18 protein-coding genes and 1 pseudogene are annotated in these 20,098 nt (G+C 58.4%); 8 read left to right on the top strand and 11 right to left on the bottom strand.

Features of this window, described 5'->3' with window-relative positions; genetic code table 11:
* Window positions 1-516 precede the first annotated feature (516 nt).
* The 5 genes from NUH19_RS12640 to NUH19_RS12620 all read right to left on the bottom strand — a co-directional run bounded on the left by NUH19_RS12640 (window position 517) and on the right by NUH19_RS12620 (window position 5,319).
* Window positions 517-861, bottom strand: a complete 345-nt coding sequence (locus NUH19_RS12640) for a hypothetical protein (protein ID WP_262316904.1) — start codon at window positions 859-861, stop codon at window positions 517-519.
* 110 nt (window positions 862-971) lie between these two features.
* The gene (locus NUH19_RS12635) at window positions 972-1,577 is read right to left on the bottom strand and encodes an ATP-binding cassette domain-containing protein (protein WP_262316903.1); all 606 of its coding nucleotides are present in this window, start codon (window positions 1,575-1,577) and stop codon (window positions 972-974) included.
* An 18-nt stretch (window positions 1,578-1,595) separates the two neighbouring features.
* Complete coding sequence (locus NUH19_RS12630) at window positions 1,596-2,123, bottom strand: hypothetical protein (RefSeq protein WP_262316902.1); 528 nt, start codon at window positions 2,121-2,123, stop codon at window positions 1,596-1,598.
* Window positions 2,120-3,013: a hypothetical protein gene (locus NUH19_RS12625; RefSeq protein ID WP_262316901.1), complete on the bottom strand. Its 894-nt coding sequence runs from the start codon at window positions 3,011-3,013 to the stop codon at window positions 2,120-2,122. Before NUH19_RS12625 ends, NUH19_RS12630 begins: the two co-directional genes overlap by 4 nt.
* A gap of 554 nt (window positions 3,014-3,567) precedes the next feature.
* Window positions 3,568-5,319: an extracellular solute-binding protein gene (locus NUH19_RS12620; protein ID WP_262316900.1), complete on the bottom strand. Its 1,752-nt coding sequence runs from the start codon at window positions 5,317-5,319 to the stop codon at window positions 3,568-3,570.
* A gap of 920 nt (window positions 5,320-6,239) precedes the next feature.
* On the opposite strand from NUH19_RS12620, the gene NUH19_RS12615 reads away from it, so the two are divergent.
* Entirely contained in the window at window positions 6,240-6,827 is a 588-nt protein-coding gene (locus NUH19_RS12615; RefSeq protein WP_262316899.1) for a type IV toxin-antitoxin system AbiEi family antitoxin domain-containing protein, read from the top strand.
* Between the two features lie 83 nt (window positions 6,828-6,910).
* Window positions 6,911-7,687, top strand: a complete 777-nt coding sequence (locus NUH19_RS12610; RefSeq protein WP_262316898.1) for a nucleotidyl transferase AbiEii/AbiGii toxin family protein — start codon at window positions 6,911-6,913, stop codon at window positions 7,685-7,687.
* 139 nt (window positions 7,688-7,826) lie between these two features.
* On the opposite strand, the gene NUH19_RS12605 is transcribed toward NUH19_RS12610, so the two are convergent.
* The 3 genes from NUH19_RS12605 to NUH19_RS12595 form a co-directional block, all read right to left on the bottom strand.
* Complete coding sequence (locus NUH19_RS12605) at window positions 7,827-9,053, bottom strand: MFS transporter (RefSeq protein WP_262316897.1); 1,227 nt, start codon at window positions 9,051-9,053, stop codon at window positions 7,827-7,829.
* Window positions 9,054-9,183: 130 nt separating this feature from the next.
* Window positions 9,184-9,984, bottom strand: a complete 801-nt coding sequence (locus NUH19_RS12600; RefSeq protein WP_262316896.1) for a Cof-type HAD-IIB family hydrolase — start codon at window positions 9,982-9,984, stop codon at window positions 9,184-9,186.
* A gap of 563 nt (window positions 9,985-10,547) precedes the next feature.
* On the bottom strand, window positions 10,548-11,687 hold the full coding sequence (locus NUH19_RS12595; protein ID WP_262316895.1) for an Mbeg1-like protein: 1,140 nt from the start codon (window positions 11,685-11,687) through the stop codon (window positions 10,548-10,550).
* 139 nt (window positions 11,688-11,826) lie between these two features.
* Between NUH19_RS12595 and NUH19_RS12590 the strand changes: the two genes are divergently transcribed.
* From NUH19_RS12590 to NUH19_RS12565, 6 genes and pseudogenes are all read left to right on the top strand, one after another.
* A complete protein-coding gene (locus tag NUH19_RS12590; RefSeq protein ID WP_262316894.1) occupies window positions 11,827-13,701 on the top strand; it encodes a heavy metal translocating P-type ATPase in 1,875 nt (624 codons plus the stop codon).
* Window positions 13,702-13,775: 74 nt separating this feature from the next.
* On the top strand, window positions 13,776-14,006 hold the full coding sequence (locus NUH19_RS12585) for a heavy-metal-associated domain-containing protein (protein WP_225049352.1): 231 nt from the start codon (window positions 13,776-13,778) through the stop codon (window positions 14,004-14,006).
* Window positions 14,007-14,152: 146 nt separating this feature from the next.
* Window positions 14,153-14,707 (top strand): ferritin-like domain-containing protein, encoded by a 555-nt coding sequence (locus NUH19_RS12580; protein WP_262316893.1) that lies wholly within the window; start codon window positions 14,153-14,155, stop codon window positions 14,705-14,707.
* Window positions 14,708-14,882: 175 nt separating this feature from the next.
* Window positions 14,883-15,422, top strand: a pseudogene (locus NUH19_RS13135) (DapH/DapD/GlmU-related protein); the annotation flags it as partial.
* 18 nt (window positions 15,423-15,440) lie between these two features.
* Window positions 15,441-16,064: a sugar O-acetyltransferase gene (locus tag NUH19_RS12570; RefSeq protein ID WP_262316905.1), complete on the top strand. Its 624-nt coding sequence runs from the start codon at window positions 15,441-15,443 to the stop codon at window positions 16,062-16,064.
* A gap of 103 nt (window positions 16,065-16,167) precedes the next feature.
* Window positions 16,168-16,704: a helix-turn-helix domain-containing protein gene (locus tag NUH19_RS12565; protein ID WP_262316892.1), complete on the top strand. Its 537-nt coding sequence runs from the start codon at window positions 16,168-16,170 to the stop codon at window positions 16,702-16,704.
* Window positions 16,705-16,803: 99 nt separating this feature from the next.
* Here the strand turns inward: NUH19_RS12565 and NUH19_RS12560 are convergent, their stop codons facing one another.
* The 3 genes from NUH19_RS12560 to NUH19_RS12550 form a co-directional block, all read right to left on the bottom strand.
* Window positions 16,804-17,937 carry a site-specific integrase gene (locus tag NUH19_RS12560; protein WP_125697101.1) on the bottom strand — a complete coding sequence of 378 codons (1,134 nt, stop codon included), beginning with the start codon at window positions 17,935-17,937 and terminating at the stop codon, window positions 16,804-16,806.
* A complete protein-coding gene (locus NUH19_RS12555; RefSeq protein WP_225049360.1) occupies window positions 17,934-18,197 on the bottom strand; it encodes a DUF3173 family protein in 264 nt (87 codons plus the stop codon). Before NUH19_RS12555 ends, NUH19_RS12560 begins: the two co-directional genes overlap by 4 nt.
* 77 nt (window positions 18,198-18,274) lie before the next feature.
* Window positions 18,275-19,555 carry a replication initiation factor domain-containing protein gene (locus tag NUH19_RS12550; protein WP_225049361.1) on the bottom strand — a complete coding sequence of 427 codons (1,281 nt, stop codon included), beginning with the start codon at window positions 19,553-19,555 and terminating at the stop codon, window positions 18,275-18,277.
* Window positions 19,556-20,098 lie beyond the last annotated feature (543 nt).

The following is a 20,098-nucleotide window of genomic DNA, read 5'->3' as shown; positions in this document are numbered from 1 at the left end:
GGTGTTAAGCTACCTTCAGATGATTATCTTAGTGCGGGGCGACGACTCAAAGCCACGGTCGCCGGAGTAGCCACCGCACGGGAACGGTCCGGAGCGCAAGCGCCTCCAGTACCATACCCATGCCAAGTCGCAGTGTATCGTCCACGCGACTTTAAACTCGAGAGCTTTAGTGCAACTCCTGATCCTAGGAGAAACCAGGGGGAAGGACTTCCGCCCAGCCGTTGCAGTCCTGCGACCGCCACCCACAGTGTGGGGTAGCCGTGTGGCCACAGGGACGACTGGTGTACCACGAATCGGTAAGACGAGGTTAGAACCTAACAGAATCAGGCCAAGGCCACCGGGCAGTGTGAGTCCGGTGGCTTCGGCGCGGCCGCCGCAACGATTGAGTTGCGGCGGTTTTTGATTGTCACGGAGAATGCACTGGTGACCCTGCCGCATTGACCTTGAGCGGCCAAGGTCAATGCGGCAGGGCCGCCTGGCTTGGGCTCACCCGAAACGGTGCGGGGAGGCGTGCAATCACAAAAGGCCGCTGACGACGCGCAACACCAGCATCAGCACGAAGGCGGCCGGCGTGTTCCAGCCGTTGTCTGGCAGCAGGTGCGGCGCGAGGCCGAGTGTGGTGGTCACCGTCAACGCGATGGCGCCGCCGATGGTCAAGGTGCCGATTGCGGCGGCCAGCGCCAGATTGACGGCAAGCAGGCAGGTCAGACACTGCGCCAGCTGAGCGGCCAACAGCCGCCGGTACGTGCGAGCCCCGCCTCGCACCGCAATCAAGGAATAGGCCGGCGTGAAGGTCTGCACCCACCAGCCACCCAGCCAGGCGGCCAGGGCGATGAGGCCGACTTGCATCAGGACGAACATCGCGCGACCCGGCGCGAACGTCAGCAGTAAGGCGTGACTCTGCGTTGGGCCCAGCCCTAGGCCATAGCAGAAACACGCATTGATGCCCAGCCAGCTCAGCGCAGTGAGCGTCAGGCGTCGGCTTGGCGTGAGAGAATGCCGCCTTCCAGTTGGTAATGGGCTGAGTAGGCGATTGGGGTCGCCTGGTCGTGTGAGGCGACGATGAGCGTTTTACCCTCGTCGGCCAGCCCCGCAATCAGTGTGACCAAGGCGGCCACGGCGTCGGCGTCGAGGCCGCGGGTCGGCTCGTCCAGCAGAATCAGCGATTGGTCCTCCATCACGGCCTGGATGATGCCGGCCTTCTCCCGCATGCCGACCGAATACTTCTTCATCGGCGCCCGGTTGGCGAGGGCGAGGTCAAAAGCGGTGAGCAACGGCACCACGTGGTCCAGCGTCACGCGGTGCTGAATACTGAGTAGAAACTTGAGGTTGGCGCGAAGCGTCTCGGTTTCCACGAAGCCGGGGTTTTCAATCAACGCGCCGATGCGTTCCTTCGGCGCCAAAGTGACCGTGCCGTGATCGGGCTTGGTCAGTCCCGCGATGATTTTGAGCAGCGTCGACTTGCCCGAACCGTTGTGTCCGGAAATATGAACCACCTCACCGGGGCCGACACTTAAATTCACATGGGACAGCACGTGTTGCCCCATGAACTGCTTGGAGACATCTTGAATTTCCATTAGGGTAATCCTCCATTCTCAAAAAACAACGTGCTCAATCCATGGTCGCACAATGAAGAAATGGGCCGCAATTTCCAGCGCGATGGTCACAACGGCTGCGATGTAGACGTGATGGTGATAAAAAGACGAGAACATGATGAGCGCGATTATGGCCAACATGAAGAAGTTACCTGTGCAGAAGACCACGAATACGACGGGCATCACCTTGGTTGCGGAGAATAAAGCAAACTCGAGACCGTACTGGATTATCGCGTAAAGGACAGCGTCTACCATCAGAACAGCCAGTCCAGCTAGTTGAAAATCACTCAAGTTGACTCGTGGCACCGCCAGACCTTCTAGGTGAAGCAGAAAGGTGACGTGGTACGTCAAAAGAACAACAAACAAGATATTCGCCGTATAAGATATATTGTTAGTCACAAATCCATACATCAGTTCGTAACCCGCCGGCTGCTTTGACGTCAATGAAAGTAAGGGACTGATCATACCCGCAACGATAAGAATCAGGTAGGCGCCAGGTGTGTAGCTAATTCGAACGATAGGCTTCATTTTTCCGCCTCGTGATGTTGCCAGGACATGGTCAGCAGGCACGTTAGACCTAGGTAGATAATAATGGACAGACCCTGTAATAAGATTGGTGAGATGTGAAGAAGGTAAGGACCGAAATCCGCTACTGTCGTCGGTGCAATTAGGTTAGGTAGAAACAACGCTGCGCCAACCATGCGCAACCAGCTGACATCGCCCATCGTGGCCACACCAAGATACATCGTCAATGAGATAATTAGACCACTGAGACGGTACAATCCGAGGCGTGGAATCCATAAGCCAACTGCAAATGCGAACATTGTGAAGACCGAAATCCCCCAAGCTCTAGAGAAGATAATCCATACCAGACTCGCCCACGAGTAACCAAACTGCAGTTCCTCGACCAGCTGTTTATTGTTAAATACCATTGGAAATCGCAGAAGATGAATGGCAAGACCAACCAAGACGAAGGTGCTGAGCATGAGTATGAACGTCGTTAAGAAGATGGTGACATAAGCCTTAAGGGTCGCGCAACGGCGTGTTTGGCTACGAATAATGAGTAGATTACTTGTCCCACTGAGTTGAATTTGCTTAAAATAATCACCAATGATCAGCGTCGTGCCGCTAAAGATGACGAGTGCCGAGAGAAAACTGGTTCCCGGGTCGGTGAGCCACGCCAAGGCCTCTATCCCGTTGACCGGACCTACAGCGTAACCGAGATAATCCGAGCTAATGAGTGCAATCGATAAAATGATGAGGAAAAAGAGGAATAGTCTGAGGCGCAGGCCTCTGTAGTGATAAATGCCAACGTACATCGCATCCACCTCCGCTGCTATAAATGACGAATCATGTTGTGTAACGTCGATCAACATAAAAAGCGGCGATCGGCGGATTGAAATGAAGAATTGAAACAATGAATCCCTCGATTTCCTGATTATTTCCGCCATCCAGGGAAAGTCTACAAGCGCTTGCTTTATTTATCAAGCACTATATTCCCCCCCCGATATTTTTGTCCGCTGTAACACGTTCAGTCGTGGATGAATTTGCTGAAACAGGCGTCCCGATGAGGCTGTCTGTGATTTATTCGCGGTATACCACAGTGGACTCTGGATTCGTATTAATTTATTGTTTTGTTCGGCATGCCTTATCCATTAAGGGCTCTCAGAAAGCATGTTCCTTGGAACATTCACCGAGTTAAATAGCGTGGCGACTATTAGCTGAGCGTGTGGGGCGGGGACACACGGTTCCGCCGGCTCAAAAGTGTGCTGGCAGGCGCAGCGTCTCGCGCTTGGGTCAACGTGACTGGCCGCCGGGGTACCACCCACGAGCCTACGCGACTTTCGGGCATACCAAAACGGCGCCTGTCTGGCAGAACAGGCGCCGCTTGTTTGGGGTTTGTGTCGGGCAACGACGCGTGGCGAGGCGGCGCTGCCCGGGTTAGGGTAGGAGAAACGATGGATAAATACGCTTACTTATCGGCCTTGTACTCCTTGATGACGTCCTTGCGCATCTTGTTCTTGGCCTTGGCGTTCTTCATGTCGTACTTGTTGACGTCCTTGTAGCCCAGGCCGTTGACCGTCTTTTGCATGTTGGCCAGCAGGCTGTTGTACTCGGTGTCGGTCTTGGCCATGATCATCTTCCAGGTGGTGTTGGTGACCTGCTGTCCGATGGTGCTGCGCTGCGTGGCGATGACGGATGGGTCTTCCGGTGCGGTATAGGCCACGCCGGCGGCAATTTCAAGCTGGTTCTTTTTCTCCAAGTAGTCCATGGTCGACGTCGCGCCGTCCATGTGCTTGGACCAATCCTTGCTCAGCTTGGTCTCGGAGGCCTTGATCACGGAAGGCCACATGTTGTAGTTGTAGGCCTGGCCGGTGGTTGGGTCCTTGTCGTACTGCAGCACGGTCTTGAAGTTCAGCGGGTTCAGGCCGTCTTGGAACGAGGTACCGCCGTACTTCTTCGGCATCTTGGTGTTCTGGTCGTCGTTGAGGATCTTGTCGCCGAGCTTAGTCAAAACGGGCTGGCCGTCTTGCATCTTCCACATCACGCCCTTGATGCCGGCGCAGGCGATGTTACCGGCCTGGCTGACCTGAACGCCTTCTGGGGAGTACAGCCAGTTGATGAACTTAACCAGCCGCGCCTTGTTCTTGGCCTTGCTGCCGACGCCAATCATCGTGACGCCGCCGGCCGGGGAGGCGCCGTTAGAGGTGACGTTCAGATCCTGGACCGGCGCCAGCGCGAAGCCCTTGCCCTGCGCGGTGTTGGCCGAGGTGTTGTAGCCGGAGATGCCCAGGAAGTTCCACCAGGAGAACAGAACTTTGCCGGAGCGAACCTTGGTGTCGATCTGCGTCCAGGTCTGCGTCGAGGAGTCCGGATCGAGGATGCCGGCCTGCTTGCACAGGTTCAGGAACTTGATGCCCTTGACGTACTGGCTGTCGCTGGCCACGATGCTCTGGTAGGCCTTGCCGTTGCCCTTGCTCAAAACGGTCCCTTGGTTGATTTCCCAACCGTAGAAGGACAGGTTTTGCGCGGCGTTTTGCATGTTCGTGCCGTCCCAGTCCTTGAACAGGGAGACGGCCCAGATGTCCTTGTCGCCGGTGTCCTTACGCGCCTGGTCCTGCATCTTCTTGAGGACCGGCACCAGGTCGTTCATGGTCTTGATCTTCGGGTAGCCGATTTCCTTGTACAGGTCCCAACGGATGTACGGGGCGGCCGCCGGGTCCTGGCCTTCGGAAGGCTTGGTCGGTGACATCGAGGAGACGCCGGTGGTCAGGCCCCACAGGCCTTTTTTGCCGGCGATGCTGGCGAGTTCGTCGGAGCTGGCCTTGTATTTCTTGATGTAGGTCATGCCATCGGCGTAAGGCGTCATGTCCGCCAGCAGGCCGGCCTTGACCAGCTTCTTGGTGTGGGTGGTGCCGGTGATGATCAGGTCGCCGAGGTTCCCCGCCGCCGTGCGGGTGTCAAAAAGCGTGGAACCACCGCCGGCCACGTTAGGCGAGACCATTTTCAGCTTGATGTTGAACTTGTCCTTGATGTAGTTGGCATACCAACCCTTGGCGATGCCGGCGTAGTTCGCCAGGTCATCGTAAACGGTGACCGTCAGCTCCTTGCCGTCATCCTTGGCGGCCTTCTTGTCGGTGTCGGCCTTGTTACCAGTGCTGCACCCCGCCAGCGCCAGAATGGTCGCGGCGGCTGTCGCTAAGATCGCTACTTTTCTATGCATCACAAAAACCTCCCAGTTTTTCCCGTGCCCCCGCACGGCGTTCGAGCTGCGGCAGACGGTGCCGCAACACACAACTGAGTATAGTCAACAATACCAAGTTGGGCAAGCGCTTACAGCGGCGATTTAATGGGAATGTATGGGACCAACCGGGCCGAATGTCGACGAATTGGTTCGACGATAGTTTGGAAAACTAACTAATATAACTGGCCGGCAAGCGCTTCCAAGCCGCGTTTCACCGCCGGCCTATGCCACCGCCGATGGGACGAGTCGTGCGAATAAATATTAGAGGGCGGCGCCACGCGGGTTTAGCGGGACGGGATGCCTAGCCGTGGCGATTGGGGCGTGGGTTTCGCCCCAAACGCCGCGGCGTAGCAGGCCGCACCCGCGTTGCGCGGCGGAGCCCGTTTGGAAGAGAGGGCGGAGTGGGGCGGTTAGCCGGACGGGTAGCGCTGGGCGGGGCAGTGAGCCTGGGCCTGGCTCAGTGACCAGACCGAGCTAGCCGCCCCGGCGATGCCCCACGGAGCCCGTTTAGAGGGCGGCGCCACGCGGGTTTAGCGGGACGGGATGCCTAGCCGTGGCGATTGGGGCGTGGGTTTTGCCCCAAACGCCGCGGCGTAGCAGGCCGCACCCGCGTTGCGCGGCGGAGCCCGTTTGGAAGAGAGGGCGGAGCGGGGCGGGGCGGTTAGCCGGACGGGTAGCGCCGGGCGGGGCAGTGAGCCTGGGCCTGGCCCCCGGATTGTTGACTGCGGAGTCAGTGCTATGGGGATACGGGATATCAGGCAATTTTTTAGATGACGCATGCATTCGGGAATCACCGGTAATCTAGGGTTGGGGTCGCCCGGGATCGTGCTGCGGTGCGTAGTTTCAAACTGGGTGTTATACTATAACCCTGTTTGAAACTACACGGGGAGGTAACCGACGTGGAACCGCTAATTCAAGATATTTTGCAACGAAACAATGGCCAAATTACCAGCCAAGATTTGCGGGATGTGGCCTTGAATCCGCGTATATTATTTAGTCTGGCTCAACGTGGTGAGCTGGAGCGAATTGATCGCGGTGTTTATATTGACCCGGCGGTTTTTGAGGATGACATGTCCATCCTTCAGTATCGCTTCAGCCGTGGCGTTTACTTCAAAGATACGGCGCTTTTTTTGCACCACATGTTGGATCGAACGCCTGAGCGTTACCAGATGAATTTTCCGGCCGGTTATCATGCGACCAGAATAACCGCGTATCCGGTTGATGTCTTTACGCAAAAGCCCGACTTGTACGAGTTGGGTATTGAGGAGGTGATGACACCCGGCCAACACTTAGTTCGGGTCTACAATGTCGAGCGAACGCTTTGCGATATTTTGCGGACGCGCGATCAGTCAGACTCGGAGACAATCCGCCAAGCGATGCGCGAATACGCCCGCATGAAGCAGCGCAACATTGGCCGATTGATTGAGTATGCCAACCTGTTCAACGTCCGAAGTCGAATTGATAACTATTTGGAGGTCTTGTTATAAACCTGGGCTTCACGAGTGGTCAGCAGTTCAAGGCCAAGGTCAGGAATCTGGCCAAGCAAAAGCGGGTCGATCCGCAGATTCTCATGCAGGAAGTGGTGCTGGACGAACTAGCAGATCGGATTTCCCACTCGCCGTACCGCACCAATTTAATCCTAAAGGGTGGCTTCCTGATTGCCTCCATGCTGGGTGTCGATACGCGGTCGACGCGAGATATGGACACTGCAATCAAGGGACTGCCGGTGACGGTTGCGAAAATAAGTGAGGTTTTCAGTGATATTGTGAACATGAATACGCCAGAAAACGATATCCAGTTGACCATGATGCACGTCGAGTCAATCAGAGAAGATGCAGAGTACACGGGCTATCGCGTTCACATGCAGGCCCGTGTTTTTGGCAGCGTCATTGACACTAAGGTTGATGTTTCAACGGGGGACGTCATCACGCCGCGGGAAATTTCGTGGCATCACCGGACAATTTTTAATCAGCAGGATATCCTGGTGATGGCTTACAACATGGAGACCATTTTGGCCGAGAAACTCGAGACGATTGTGGCCCGGCAGGAGGCCAACACACGCATGAAGGATTTCTATGATGTGTACCTGTTCGACAAAGTACGGGGTGATGAACTCAGCTTCAAAACGCTATGGGCCGCGATCAGAGCAACGGCCGCACGACGCGCGGCCGTGCCGACGCTGACCGAATACGCGAACATCGCGACAGCATTAGGGCAATCACGGACGCTGAACGAACGCTGGCTGCGCTACCAAAAGGCATTCGCGTATAGTCGCGGCATCACGTTCGCTGCCGCTTGTGACGCCGCCGCCGAGTTAATTCGCCGCAGTGAACGCGCGGATGGATGAGCGGGGGATGGGCGACGCGCCAACGGGCTCGGACCGTTAATGCGGTTCAAAAGTAAACGGTCTGCCAATCCGAGAGGTTCGGATTTGGCAGACCGTTTTGCATCCACAATAACAACTGCCGGGACAAAAACCCGGTCTCTCACGCCTTGCGGTCGGTTCGCCGCAGCAGCTTGGGTTCCGTGACGCGCAGCACAATCAGGTTGATCAACAGCAGAAGCGCCGTGGAGATGAACACCACGTTGTAATCGAATAGGCCGGCCAGCGTCCCGCCGAGGAAGGCGCCGAACATGTTGCCCAGGGCCTGGAAGCTCTGGTTCCATGAGAAAATCGCGCTGGTGGTCTCCGGCGGCGTGTTTTTGGTCAGCAAGGTCTGGATGGTCGGGAAGAGTCCCGCGTCGGAGATGCCGACGAACAGGCGCAATACGCCCAGGCCGACGACGCTGCCGATGATGCCCTGCGGAAAGTAGACCAGTACCGCGAACAGGTAGCAGCCGATCAGCACCCGTCCGGAGCCGTGCTTGTCGCCGTAGCGGCCGAGCCGCGGCGCCGCCAAAATATTCGAGATGCCGGGCAAAGCCGCGATGATGCCGGCGACCACGGTGATGGCGCCTTGATTGTGCATCAGTTCCTTAATGTACAGCGAGATGATCGGCGAAATCGACGCGTTGCCGGTTTGCACAATCATGGTCGAGACCAACAGAATCACGATCAGCTTCGGGTCGGCGACCTTGTGCAGCAGCGATTCGTGCGGGGCCCCCTTGACGCGCTTGACCGGCACGAAGGACTCCTCGACCATGAACGCCGACATCAGGCAGACCACGGTGAGCAGCGCCGCGGTGATGAAGAAGGTGTTGCGAATCGAGAAAATCTGGGCCAAAATCCCGCCGACGATCGGGCCAAAAAGCGTCCCGGACACCGAGCCGGTGACTAGGGTACCCAGCGCGACGCCGGCCTTGGCGCGAGGCGTCTGCGAGGCCACCAGGGCCTGGGCGTTGGGGATGTAGCCGGAGAAGAAGCCCTGAAAGAAGCGGCAGGCGAACAGCGCCCAGACGTTGGTGCAAAGGCCCATCAAGGCCATCGACACCGCGATGCCCAGGCTCGCCCGAATCAGCATCACCTTGCGGCCGGTGCGGTCGGCCAGGCTGCCCCACAACGGCGAGACGATCGCCGTGATCAGGAAGGTGACGGCGTAGATCAACCCGCTCCAAAAGGTCAGCTCCTGCTTGGAAAAATCGCCCATCTGGCTGACATACAGCGACAGGAACGGCATGATTTCGCTGAACGCGATGCCGGCGACGAAGGTGCAAAACCACAGCACGTAGAGATTTTTCTTCCATGGGCCACGTTCGCGTTGTGCATCATCCATGGGAGTGGCGCCTCCTTTCGGCCGGTGCGAAGGCATCGGCACGGTTAATAATTTCTGAAAATCATAACTCCTAGTATCGCACTTTTTGCAAGCGGCGGCACCGGCGAGTGACCGCGTGTCACATCGGTTGTCACATCGCGAAGCGGCGAATGGCCACCGCCGCCCCGGCCGCCGTGTTGGCCGGGACCACGTGGTCGGCGATGGCTAGCAGGCCGGCGCTGGCGTTGTGCAAGGCGACGCCGACGCCGGCCGCCTCGAGCATCGGAATGTCATTGTCGCCGTCGCCCAGCGCCATGGTCTGCGCCAGGCTCAGCCCGTAATGTCCGGCCAAAAAACGCAGCGCCTGGGCCTTGGACACGGCGGGGTGGGTGAGCTCCAGGTAGGTCGGCTTGGACCGCGCCGCCGTCAGCGGCAGGCCTTGCACGGCGTCGCGCAACGCGTCAACCGCCGCCGGCTCGCCCATGCACAGCAGCTTATGCACCGGCCGCCCGGTGGCTAAGAAGCCGGCGACGTCGCCGGCGGTCGGGGCCGTGCCGGTGATCGCCGCCTCCTGGGCGACCCAGGGGCTCGGCGCCGCGATCCAGTCGGGGCCGGCGAACACGTTGACGCTGATGGCCAGGCCGCGAGCGGTCACGCGATCCAGCACCGCCTGGGCGACGCCGGTGGCCAGCGGTTGTGAAAACAGCGGCGTGGTGGTGCCGTCGGGGTGGTGCGTGGCGATCAGCGCCCCGTTCAAGGCGACCAGGGGCAGCGTCACCGCCAGCGTCGTGGCAATCGCCGCCATGGCCTGCGGCGGCCGCGCCGAGGCCAGGCAAAAGCGACCGCCTGCCGCGGTGTAGTCTCGCACCGCCCGAATCACGGCCGGCCGCAGCCGGTGTTGCGCATCGAGCAGGGTGCCGTCAATATCGCTGAACACCAGTGGAATTGTCATTGTCGCGCCTCCCGTTTCACGTGGAACAATCAGCTTCCTACACTGTCAGTGTAGCCGGCCGGTCCAGGCGAGGCAAGGAAAGCGGCGGGGCAGGGGCGTTCCCGGGTGGGACGGCGGAGGGCCCGGGCTGGCAACCGGCGCGGTGCCGGCGGGTGGTCGGGACGCCAGAAACCGCGGGACCGCGAGGCGGTGGGGTGTGGCGGTGAGGCCGCCATTGGGCTGCAGGGGCGCCAGCGGCCGTCCGGCGGCCAGTTTGCGCGAGCCGTGAGCGATGGTCGCGAGCCCAGTGAGACGGTCGGGTCACGCGCGACCTCGCGCCGGCGACCGTGGGGTACGGACCAGGTATTAGCCGGCCAAGTATGCAAAGAGGGCGCCCGATCGCTCGGACGCCTTTGTCGTGGGATGTTTTCATTGCTGGTTCGAGGTTTACACATCCCCAGCCTTTAAGGCTCCACAGCCCGTGCATGCCAGCACACCAACTGCTTCGACACCTGACAGACGCTCACGTCGCCTGTTCCACTCATATTATACGATAGGCGCATTTTGCTGGCAACTTCTGCGGCTCAGTCGCGCTGCCACGGGTTGGGCAGCCGCGCCATCAGCTGCTTCAGCTCGGGCAGCCTGGCCGCCACCGGGGCCGGCAGGTGCCAGGCCGGCGGCTCGAGGCTGGCCCACAGCGCCGCAATCAAGGCGGTCACGGCCCGGCGCCAGTTGGCGTGGGTGGCCGCGTCGGTGTCGCGCAGCCCGGTCAAAATCGCCTTGGCGCTTTGCGGCAGCTGGCCGCGCAGCTCGGCGAAGGTGCGGGTGTCGGTTCGCAGCACCAGCGCGTAGGCCGCGTCCAGGCAGGCGCGTTTGGTGGCGGCGTCCAGCTCCGCGACCCACGCGGCGATGCTGCGCTGGGCGTATTGCGACAGCCCGTCCGTCGTGGCCAACGGCACGAAGGCGTGGTCTTGCACCGGCCAGCTGAACGGGTCGTGCTGGCCCAGTGCGTGAGCGGTGCTTTGGATCACTTGGTACTCCTGATCCGGGTCAAAAAGTGTCCCGATCAGGCTGCTCTGCGGCACCAGCTTGTGAATGCGCGACCGCAGCGCCGGGACGACGGCCGTCCCGATGCCGGGACCGTCGGCGTTGTACACCGCGGTCACGCGATTTTGCAGCGCGAGTGGGGCCTTCACGAAGGCGTAGGTCGCAAGCGTCCCGCCCTTGGAGTGGCCGACCAAGGTCAGCGGCCCGGGGAACCGCGCCGCGATGCCTTCGAGGTAGGCCAAGGCGGCGCGTTGCGACGGAATCGTCTTCAGGTAGGCCATGTTGAAGTCCTCCTTCCAGTCGACGAAGGCCGCCCGGGTGCCGCGAAAGGCCAGCACGTGCTGGCCACCGGGTAGGGAAAAGGTGACGGCGGAGAACTGTTTTTCAAGCGCCGCGTCGAGCTGATCCACCGCGTCGTGAACGCGGATGTCGCAAAAGCGCGGCTGATGGGCCAAGACGGCCAGCAGCGCCGCGTTGGGGCCGGGCTTCCAGGTGTCTTGGGTCAGGGCGGTGAAGGCGGCCGGCGGCAGGTCGCCCAGCCGGTTGAGGCTCGGGGCAATTAGGTTGAAGGGAAAATAGGCCAGCTGGGCCAAAATCACCCCGTCGACCGCGGTCAGCGGCAGCTGGGCGAAGCTAAGGGAGCCGACTTGCTTGGCGTAACCGGTCAAGTTAAGCATGTTTTTCACCTCACGAAGTCCTTTTCTCTAGTATGCCACAAATTGCCACTAACTTTTTGTCAGAACTTGACGCGCGTCAAGTTCTTTCCGCCGCGCCGCCCCTATACTTGAGTCATCAAACCTGATAGGGGAGCGGATCATGAAATTTCAAAAATGGTTGCAAGATCACAGTCAACACATCACCTGGCTGTCAGCGGCGCTGATCGTGCTGGGTTACGCCGGCAAGTTCACGCATGTCGGGTGGCTTTACGCCTGGGTGTTGGCGATCGCCTCGCTGATCGCCGTGGTGCCGATCGCGGTTCACGCCTTCCAGGCGCTGAAAGTGAAGGTGGTTTCAATTGAGCTTCTGGTCACCATCGCCGTCATCGGCGCGTTCGTGATCGGCGAGTACAACGAAAGCGCCATCGTCACCTTCTTGTTCCTGTTCGGGAACTTCCTGGAGCAAAAAACGCTGAGTAAGACGCGCGAATCCATCCGCAGCCTGACCGACATGGCGCCGACCACGGCGCAGGTCCTGCAGGCCGATGGCACCACCGAGGACACCGACGTCGATGACGTCGAGGTCGGCGACGTGGTGGTGGTCAAAACCGGCGCCGCCATCCCGGTCGACGGGGTGGTCGTCGCGGGTTCCGGCTACGCAGACGAGGCCGCTGTCACCGGCGAGTCCCGGGCCGTTCGCAAGACCGATGGCGAGCAGGTCTTCTCCGGGACGATTTTGAGCGACGGGGCGTTGAACGTCCGGGCCACCAAGGTCGGCGACGACACCACCTTCGCCAAAATCGTCGAGCTGGTCGAGGACGCGCAAGACACCAAGTCCCACGCCGAGAAGTTCATCGACCGCTTCGCGCAGTACTACACCCCGGCGGTGCTTCTAATCGCGCTGTTGGTCGGGCTGATCAGCCAGGACTTCAAGTTGGCGATTACCGTGCTGGTGCTCGGCTGCCCCGGCGCCTTGGTCATCGGGGCCCCGGTGTCCAACGTCGCCGGCATCGGCAACGGCGCCAAGCGCGGCATCTTAGTCAAGGGTGGCGAGGCGATGGACCAGTTCGCCAAGATTGACACCTTTGTTTTCGACAAAACCGGCACCCTGACCAAGGGCGAAACCGCCGTCTCCGACGTGGTGGTTTTCACCGGTTCAAAAGACGACCTGCTGGCGCAGACCGCGGCGCTTGAAAGCCTGTCGGACCACCCGCTGGGCCGCGCCGTCATCGAAGCGGCGACCCGCCGCAAGCTGAACCTCAACCTGGAATTGACCGATCACCAGACCATCCGCGGCCAAGGCGTCACGGCCAAGGTCGCAGGCGTCGACGTCTGCGCCGGCAACGAGAAGCTGCTGGCGGCCCATCACGTTGCGCTCACGCCTGAGCAACAAGCCGCCGTGTCCAAGTTGCAACAAACCGGCAGCTCCCTGATCATCGTCGCAGTCGCAGGCCAGGTCGCTGGGCTGATCGGCGTCTCCGACATCGTGCGGCCGGAAGCCAAGGCCGCCCTGGCCGCCCTGAAGAAGGCCGGCGCCAAGCACCTGGTGATGCTGACCGGCGATAACCAAACCACCGCCGATTACGTCGCCCGGACCCTCGGCGTCGATGAGGTTCACGCCGAGCTGATGCCGGATCAGAAGGTTGAGTTCGTCAAGCAGTTCCAGGCGGCCGGCCAGCGCGTCGCGTTCGTCGGCGACGGCATCAACGACTCGCCGTCCCTGGCCACCGCCGACATCGGCATCGCGATGGGCTCCGGCACCGATGTCGCGATCGAAACCTCCGACGTCGTCTTGATGCAGTCGAGCTTCAAGGCCCTGGTTCACGCCTACCGTTTGGCCAAAAAGACGGTGCTGAACACCCGCGAGAACGTGACGATTGCGATTCTGGTCGTGGCCTTCCTGCTACTGGGCTTGGTCGCCGGCTTCATCTACATGGCCTCCGGCATGTTCGTTCACGAGGCCTCGATTCTGGTCGTGATTTTCAACGCGATGCGGTTGATCAACTTCGGCGGTCGCGCCGAAAAACTTGACTAAACTTGACCGGCGTCAATTATTTTTCCGCCGGCCCCACCTACAATAGACTTATCAACAAAGAGGAGGAACCGATTATGAACAAGAAAATCATTATGCAGCTGGATGAACTGACCTGCCCGTCTTGCCTGACCAAGATCGAAGGCGCCGTCAAGAACACCAAGGGCGTCGGCGCCGTCAAGGTCCTGTTCAACGCCGGCAAGGTGAAGGCCGAGTTCGACGACAGCCAGGTTTCCGCCGATGACCTGAGCCAGGTCGTCACCAAGCTGGGCTACGAGGTCCAGGGCGTCAAGGTCAAGGACCTGTAGTTGCCAGCGCCTGCTTCACCCCCAAAAACCAAACCAAACCAAACCAAACCAAACCAAACCAAACCAAACCAAACCAAACCAAACCAAACCAAACCTTGCTGCTCTTAGTCGATCAAAACTGCACATTCACTCAGGAGGAATCTCACATGCCAAGCAAAGAAGCCATTGAAGCCAAGTACCAAGCCGAAGTCGAACAGGCCGATCGCGACCACCACAAGCCGACCGCCGGCGCCATGACCGGCCACATTCTGGCCAACCTGTGGGTCCTGGACGTCAAGTTCCACCAGGCCCTCTGGTTCGTTCACGGGCCGCAGAGCTACCAGCTCCAGCAGGTCTACACCGACCTGATCGCCGCCAATCGCAAGCAGATTGACGAGCTCGGCGGGGTGCTGCTGGACGAAAACGAGTTCCCGCCGGCCACCGTCGCGGAGTACATGCGCTACGCCAAAATCGAAGAGGAGCCGCGGCTGAAGTATGAGGACGCCGCGCAGGTTGTCGACCAGACGGCGCATGACTTCACCACCGCCAACCTGTTCATCGATCGCGCGATCAAGCTCGCCGAACGCGAGAGCCGCCCGGCGATGGCCGCCTTCCTGACCGGCCTGCGCGGCTACAACAACCAACAGGTTCGCAGGCTTCAGGCCTTCCTCGGCAAGACCGCCTGGGAGGGATTGGTCGAAGTCGACGACGACGAGGACTAGCCCCGGAAGTAAAAAACGATGCTCAGATTATTCTGGACATCGTTTTTTATTGTCCGTAAGTCTATTTCCGGGAGTTTGCTCACGTATGGTCGTGATGCTGATGACTGGCGGCATTTTCCGCAATCCCCCTCGAACCGCTCGCTGACATCGGTTACAATGGGGCAGAGGTGAGCGTATGCAATTTCCGGAGTTGGCCGATGGGTCGCTTTATTATCCCAGTGGTCAGGCGATGCTTGAGGCCCAGCTGGCCTGCCAAGACCGCCTGGCGCAAGTCAACGCGCTGTCGCCGACCGCGCCGAACCGCCAGGCGGCCTACGCGGCGCTATTCGCGGCGGCCGGCCCGGGCTGCCACGTGGCCGGCGCCTTAACCGCCAATTGGGGCGGGGCCCATGTGCGGCTCGGCGCCGGCGTCACGATCGGTTGCGGCGTGATGCTGGTGGATGACGGTCCGATTGCCATCGGGGCCCGGACCGTTTTGGCCGCCCGGGTGACCGTCGCCACCGGGGCCCATCCGGTGTGGCCGGCGCTTAGAGCGGCCGGCTACGTCCACAACCAGGCGGTGCGAATCGGCGCCGATTGTGTACTGGGCGTCGGTGCCACGGTGCTGCCGGGCGTGACCATCGGCGATGGGGCCTGGGTGGCGCCGGGCAGCGTGGTCGACCGTGACGTGCCGGCCGCAAGCCACGTTGGCGGCGTTCCCGCCAAATTATTGAAGAAAGAAGCGGATTTCACAATGAAAATGGAACAACTGAGCAATGGCGACCTGTACCTGCCCAACGACGCGGCCCTGATGAAGGAGCAGATGCACTGGCAGGACCTGCAGGCCAAGTACAACCAGACGCTGCCTTCCGAGCAAAGTAAGCGAGCCGCGCTGCTGACAGAGATGTTCGGCCAGATTGGGGAGGGCTGTTACATCGAGGCGCCGCTGCATGCCAACTGGGGCGGTCACCACTGCACGTTTGGCAAGGCGATTTACGCCAACTACGGCCTGACGATGGTCGACGACGGCCCGATCACCGTGGGGGATAACACGATGTTTGGCCCCAACGTCGTCCTGGCGACGGCCGGCCACCCGGTCGAGGCCAGCCTGCGAGCCCAGGGCTACCAGTACAACCTACCGATTGTGATCGGCAAAAACTGCTGGTTTGGCGCCGGCGCCATCGTGCTGCCCGGCGTGACTATCGGCGACAACGTGGTGGTTGGCGCCGGCGCGGTGGTCACCCACGACCTGCCGAGCAACGTGGTGGCGGTCGGCAGCCCCGCCAAGGTGCTGCGCCAGGTCAACGCGTATGACCACGCGTTCTACTACAAAGACCGCCGCATCGACTGGGACGCAATCGGGGAAGACGCCAAATGAGCACCGGATTCATTGGCGCAACCCCGGCGTGACGGCATGTAACAGCCTTGTTGCTGGGCAAGCCGGCCGCGGCGGCGGATACTTCCTCTTGGAGGTGGGAGACATGACTTTAGGTGCGAACCTGCAGGCGGCGCGAGTGGCCGCGAACATGAGCCAGGAAACGGTGGCGCAGGCCTTGTACATCACGCGGCAGACCGTGTCGCGCTGGGAGCAGGGCCACACGCTGCCCAACATCTACGCACTCAGCGACTTGTGCCAGCTGTACGGCTGCAGCTTGGACGCCTTGGTCGGCCCTTCCGCCGCGAAAAAGGAGGAAGTCAAAATGCACAAAATCAATTGGCTGGCGCTGTTTGGCCTGATCTGGTTTGACATCATCGTCGCCCTGGCGGTCGTCAGCGTGATCGGCAGCCTGCTACTGACGGCCTGGGCCATCGAGGTCAGCTTCGTCGTGTCGCCGCTTCTGGTGGTCGGCGCCAACCTGCTGGGCTACGCGGTGCCGTGGCATCAGCTGGCGTTCGCCGCGGTGCTGGCCGGCGTCGGTATCGCGCTGTACCAGCCGGTGCTGCGGGTGACCCTGTACGTGTGGCAGATGCTGCGCCACTACCTGCGCTACAGCCGGCAGGCCGTCTTTTCCCGGTAATATTTCCCGGGAACAATGACACATCTCGTGCTTGCCCCGCGGTATCAACGTTTCTAGCACCACCGATTTTACGGCGGCACAATTTTGACCCTTTTCAAATTATTTTGGCTCATCGGGCGCCTCCTCAGAGAAGATCCCGTTGAGCTTTTTTGCGACTTCAAAGTTACTGTTGGGGTAGAGATGACCGTAAGTGCCGAGCGTCGTTTCGATGTCCTCATGTCCCAGACGTTCTTTAATCTGGAGTGGATTCTCACCGAGACTGATCAACAGTGACACATGCGAGTGGCGGAGGCCGTGCACGGTAATCCGCTCAACTTCTGCGAGTGTGCTATAGGCACTCACGATGCCCAAGAAACGTCGGTCAGCGCAGGGAATCCCATTAAGCGAGAACACCCACTCAGATTTCACCATCGCCGCTTGTGCGACCTGCCACGCGCTTAGACACGCAACTGTGGCATCATCAAGCGCAACGGTTCGGCGACTAGCCGCAGTCTTTGGCTCTGGTGTCTCAAACCAGTTGCGGTTGTGATAGTCCATGGTCTTATTGATGTTCACCGTCTTGCCAACGAGCTCAACGTCTGTCCACTTTAATGCCCGCGCTTCACCGCTTCGTAATCCTGACATGAACATAAACCACAACATCGTGCGTTCAAAGTGTTTCTCGTAGGTGTCAGTGCCAGTTTTGGCAATCACCTTTTGGAAGTCTTCGCGTGTCCAGAACTTGATTTTCGCTTTCTTCTTAGGAATCAGACCGACGATGCGAACTGCATTTTCGGAGATGATGCCTAAGGTTTTGGCACGCTCTAACACTTGGCCAATTAGAATATTGACGGTTCGCGCATAAGATTGTTCGCAGACTTTTAGTATCTGTACCTGCCACCTTTGAATATCGATCGGTCGAATTTGGTCAATCGCGATCTCGGTAAACATCTTGAGATGCTGGCCGCCCATCATGGTTACGCGTTGCCGGTAAGTCCGTGGTTTCACTTGGGTTTTGTACCAAGGTTTGAACACGTCTTCCATGAATGGCCCAAAGCGGGTCTGCTTAATGTCTTGGTCATCAGTAACGCCGGTCGCCAACATGGCTAGTCTTGCTTTTTTCGCCTCCGTTTTCGTTTTGAAGCCGCTGGCACGTTTTTGAATTCGCTTGCCAGTCCGTTTGTCAGTTCCTAAGCTTACGCGGAAGCTAAAAGTGCCGTCCGCTTGTTTGGTAATATGGTCTTTCGTAGTCAAGATAGTTCCTCCTTAACTGCGGAAAGGCCACTTGGTGCACCCTCAAGTCGGCTTAGTTTCAAGCCTAATACTGCGTCTACTGCTTCCACTGGAACACGGTCTACGCCTTTCTTACCGTACCATCCAAAGCCTTGTTTGAGCAACTGTTCTTTGGTTAACTTAACGATGCGGCTTGCTTGCGATGGACTGTATCCTAGTTTGATAAGATCAGCTCTAGTCATCGTCAGGAAGACTGGCTGTTCTGGTACGTTAATATTCAATCAAATCACTTCCTAAAGTTTGGTGGGAGTGAGATAATCAAGTCAGATAGAACCCATATTTTATCTGTGAAGGGTGACTACTTGCTTTGGTCGGCGTAGTCGCTCTTTTTTGATTTCTCACGTTGCTTTGAATCGGTCATAACACCGTTGCGTTGGTGTTGAAAATGGTGGATCACGTCCCAGTGGCGTTGCGTCAACTTGCCACTGTCGATGATGGCCTTGAGTTCGCTCGTATTGTTGTACTGGTCGATCAACTGCAACATCTTGAGCGAGGGTGCGACTTGCTTTCTTAGCCATCGCGTAATGTGGTCATAGTTTAACGGCTCTGGATTAGTGGACAGGCGCAACTTATCCCGATTGTTACCGATGAACGCCGCCCAACGGGGATCTAACGCCCACTCACTTCTAGGCTTATGACTTGGCGTCAAGAAACGCAGATACTGATTGATGATGCCGAACACGACTTGCTCGGGATCATGTGTCGCTAATAGATGTTCAACCGCTGTGGCGGCACGCTCGCGGCGTAGGCGCACTTCAAAGCGAGTACGGATTGGTTGATCTTCAATGGCGATTTCTGGGTGTTTTTGATGTTGCTCAAATGCCTTGTCATAGATGCAGAAATTGACTTCGCTTTGTGGTGAACCAAGGTACAAGGTGCGTCCGGAAGCGTGCCACTGTTTGGTGCGGTTGTCCCTGAACCCGCGAAAGCGTGAGCTGAATTCATCATGGTCACACTTCTCAATTAGTGTTGGCACGTCTAGTAAACCGTTGCGGTCGTTGATGGCTAAATCCAGTCGAGTGAAGTGGCAATCCAGTTTGAGACAAGTTTCCAGAAAATCGTACCAAGTTCGATGTTGTGATTGCAGATACGATTCGACGTAGCGACAGCCTTGACCTTTCAGCTCAATCATTGTGCCACTGTCGTCTTTCGGCTTGTAATCTTCGGCATCCACGTCTTGGTAAGGTGATAACATCATCTTGATCTCACCGCATGTTAAGGTTGCTGAATAGCCGTAGTGGGCGCCTTCGTGAAGATTGAAATGGGTCGGGCTGATTTGGAACAGTTTGTTAATCAACTCTTCGTAGTCGTGTGTCTTGAAGGTGACGCTGAGATAGTCGATACAGACGTCCAGATTATTCTGACCGGTCAACGCACGCAACGCCAACGTCAGTTCTAGTCGGGCTTTATCGTTGAGTGGCTTCTTACGACCCAGCAGTTGATTCAGGTGTGACCGACTGTAATTTGCCGTATCAGCAAGCTGACCTTGTGTAATTCCATTGTCGCGCATCTCGTCATGGACTTGATCAAGCCAATCTTTGTTGGTCATGCCGCCAATTAAGTTTAAGTCTTTGAGCATGTTAGCTCCTTTCCAAGCGTCCTAACAGCAATTTGGCGTTCTACCTATGCGGTAAGGCCGTGCCACAGGCGCTTTATGCCTACCGTCGGATTTCTTGTTACTTGTATTTGCCCCCCTATTAGACACTGGGGGCTGATGACGGCCGGCTAACGCCGACCGCCGCCGCTCGCGCTAGCGGCTTTCGCGCTGCACGCCGCGCACGGCGGCGATGCGTTGCAAGACCCCTCCGGAAGGTCTGTGAGAACTTTCGCTCTCAACATATACAGACTGTTTGTAGGACGTATTTTGAAACTGAAAGTTGAACTGTAACAGGATCTTAACATGAAGACTTCTCCCATTGCTTGAACATGATTACCCTGCGACCACTGCTGCATTCGCGTTGCCTCCATATTTTTGGACGACTATGCAACAATTTGATTTGTAAGCACCCAATAATCGACCGTCTTGCAAACTGAGAAGGGCCGCAATCCTATTTTTGGATTGCGACCCTTCATTGCTTACGCGGTTTCGCTAGTTGCTGGCTTTAGATGCTGATTCCAAGGT

Source organism: Lacticaseibacillus parakribbianus, assembly GCF_025490915.1.
In the GTDB taxonomy this organism is placed as follows: Bacteria; Bacillota; Bacilli; order Lactobacillales; family Lactobacillaceae; genus Lacticaseibacillus; species Lacticaseibacillus parakribbianus.
Note: the sequence above shows the minus strand (reverse complement) of the source record. Positions and strands in the feature narration are given on the sequence as shown.

Excerpts from the sequence above, each read along its gene's own strand:
- NUH19_RS12640 (WP_262316904.1), bottom strand. The coding sequence starts at position 861 with ATGTTCGTCCTGATGCAAGTCGGCCTCATCGCCCTGGCCGCCTGGCTG.
- NUH19_RS12635 (WP_262316903.1), bottom strand. The coding sequence starts at position 1,577 with ATGGAAATTCAAGATGTCTCCAAGCAGTTCATGGGGCAACACGTGCTG.
- NUH19_RS12630 (WP_262316902.1), bottom strand. The coding sequence starts at position 2,123 with ATGAAGCCTATCGTTCGAATTAGCTACACACCTGGCGCCTACCTGATT.
- NUH19_RS12620 (WP_262316900.1), bottom strand. The coding sequence starts at position 5,319 with ATGCATAGAAAAGTAGCGATCTTAGCGACAGCCGCCGCGACCATTCTG.
- NUH19_RS12610 (WP_262316898.1), top strand. The coding sequence starts at position 6,911 with ATGCAGGAAGTGGTGCTGGACGAACTAGCAGATCGGATTTCCCACTCG.
- NUH19_RS12605 (WP_262316897.1), bottom strand. The coding sequence starts at position 9,053 with ATGGATGATGCACAACGCGAACGTGGCCCATGGAAGAAAAATCTCTAC.
- NUH19_RS12600 (WP_262316896.1), bottom strand. The coding sequence starts at position 9,984 with ATGACAATTCCACTGGTGTTCAGCGATATTGACGGCACCCTGCTCGAT.
- NUH19_RS12595 (WP_262316895.1), bottom strand. The coding sequence starts at position 11,687 with ATGCTTAACTTGACCGGTTACGCCAAGCAAGTCGGCTCCCTTAGCTTC.
- NUH19_RS12590 (WP_262316894.1), top strand. The coding sequence starts at position 11,827 with ATGAAATTTCAAAAATGGTTGCAAGATCACAGTCAACACATCACCTGG.
- NUH19_RS12585 (WP_225049352.1), top strand. The coding sequence starts at position 13,776 with ATGAACAAGAAAATCATTATGCAGCTGGATGAACTGACCTGCCCGTCT.
- NUH19_RS12580 (WP_262316893.1), top strand. The coding sequence starts at position 14,153 with ATGCCAAGCAAAGAAGCCATTGAAGCCAAGTACCAAGCCGAAGTCGAA.
- NUH19_RS12570 (WP_262316905.1), top strand. The coding sequence starts at position 15,441 with ATGAAAATGGAACAACTGAGCAATGGCGACCTGTACCTGCCCAACGAC.
- NUH19_RS12565 (WP_262316892.1), top strand. The coding sequence starts at position 16,168 with ATGACTTTAGGTGCGAACCTGCAGGCGGCGCGAGTGGCCGCGAACATG.
- NUH19_RS12550 (WP_225049361.1), bottom strand. The coding sequence starts at position 19,555 with ATGCTCAAAGACTTAAACTTAATTGGCGGCATGACCAACAAAGATTGG.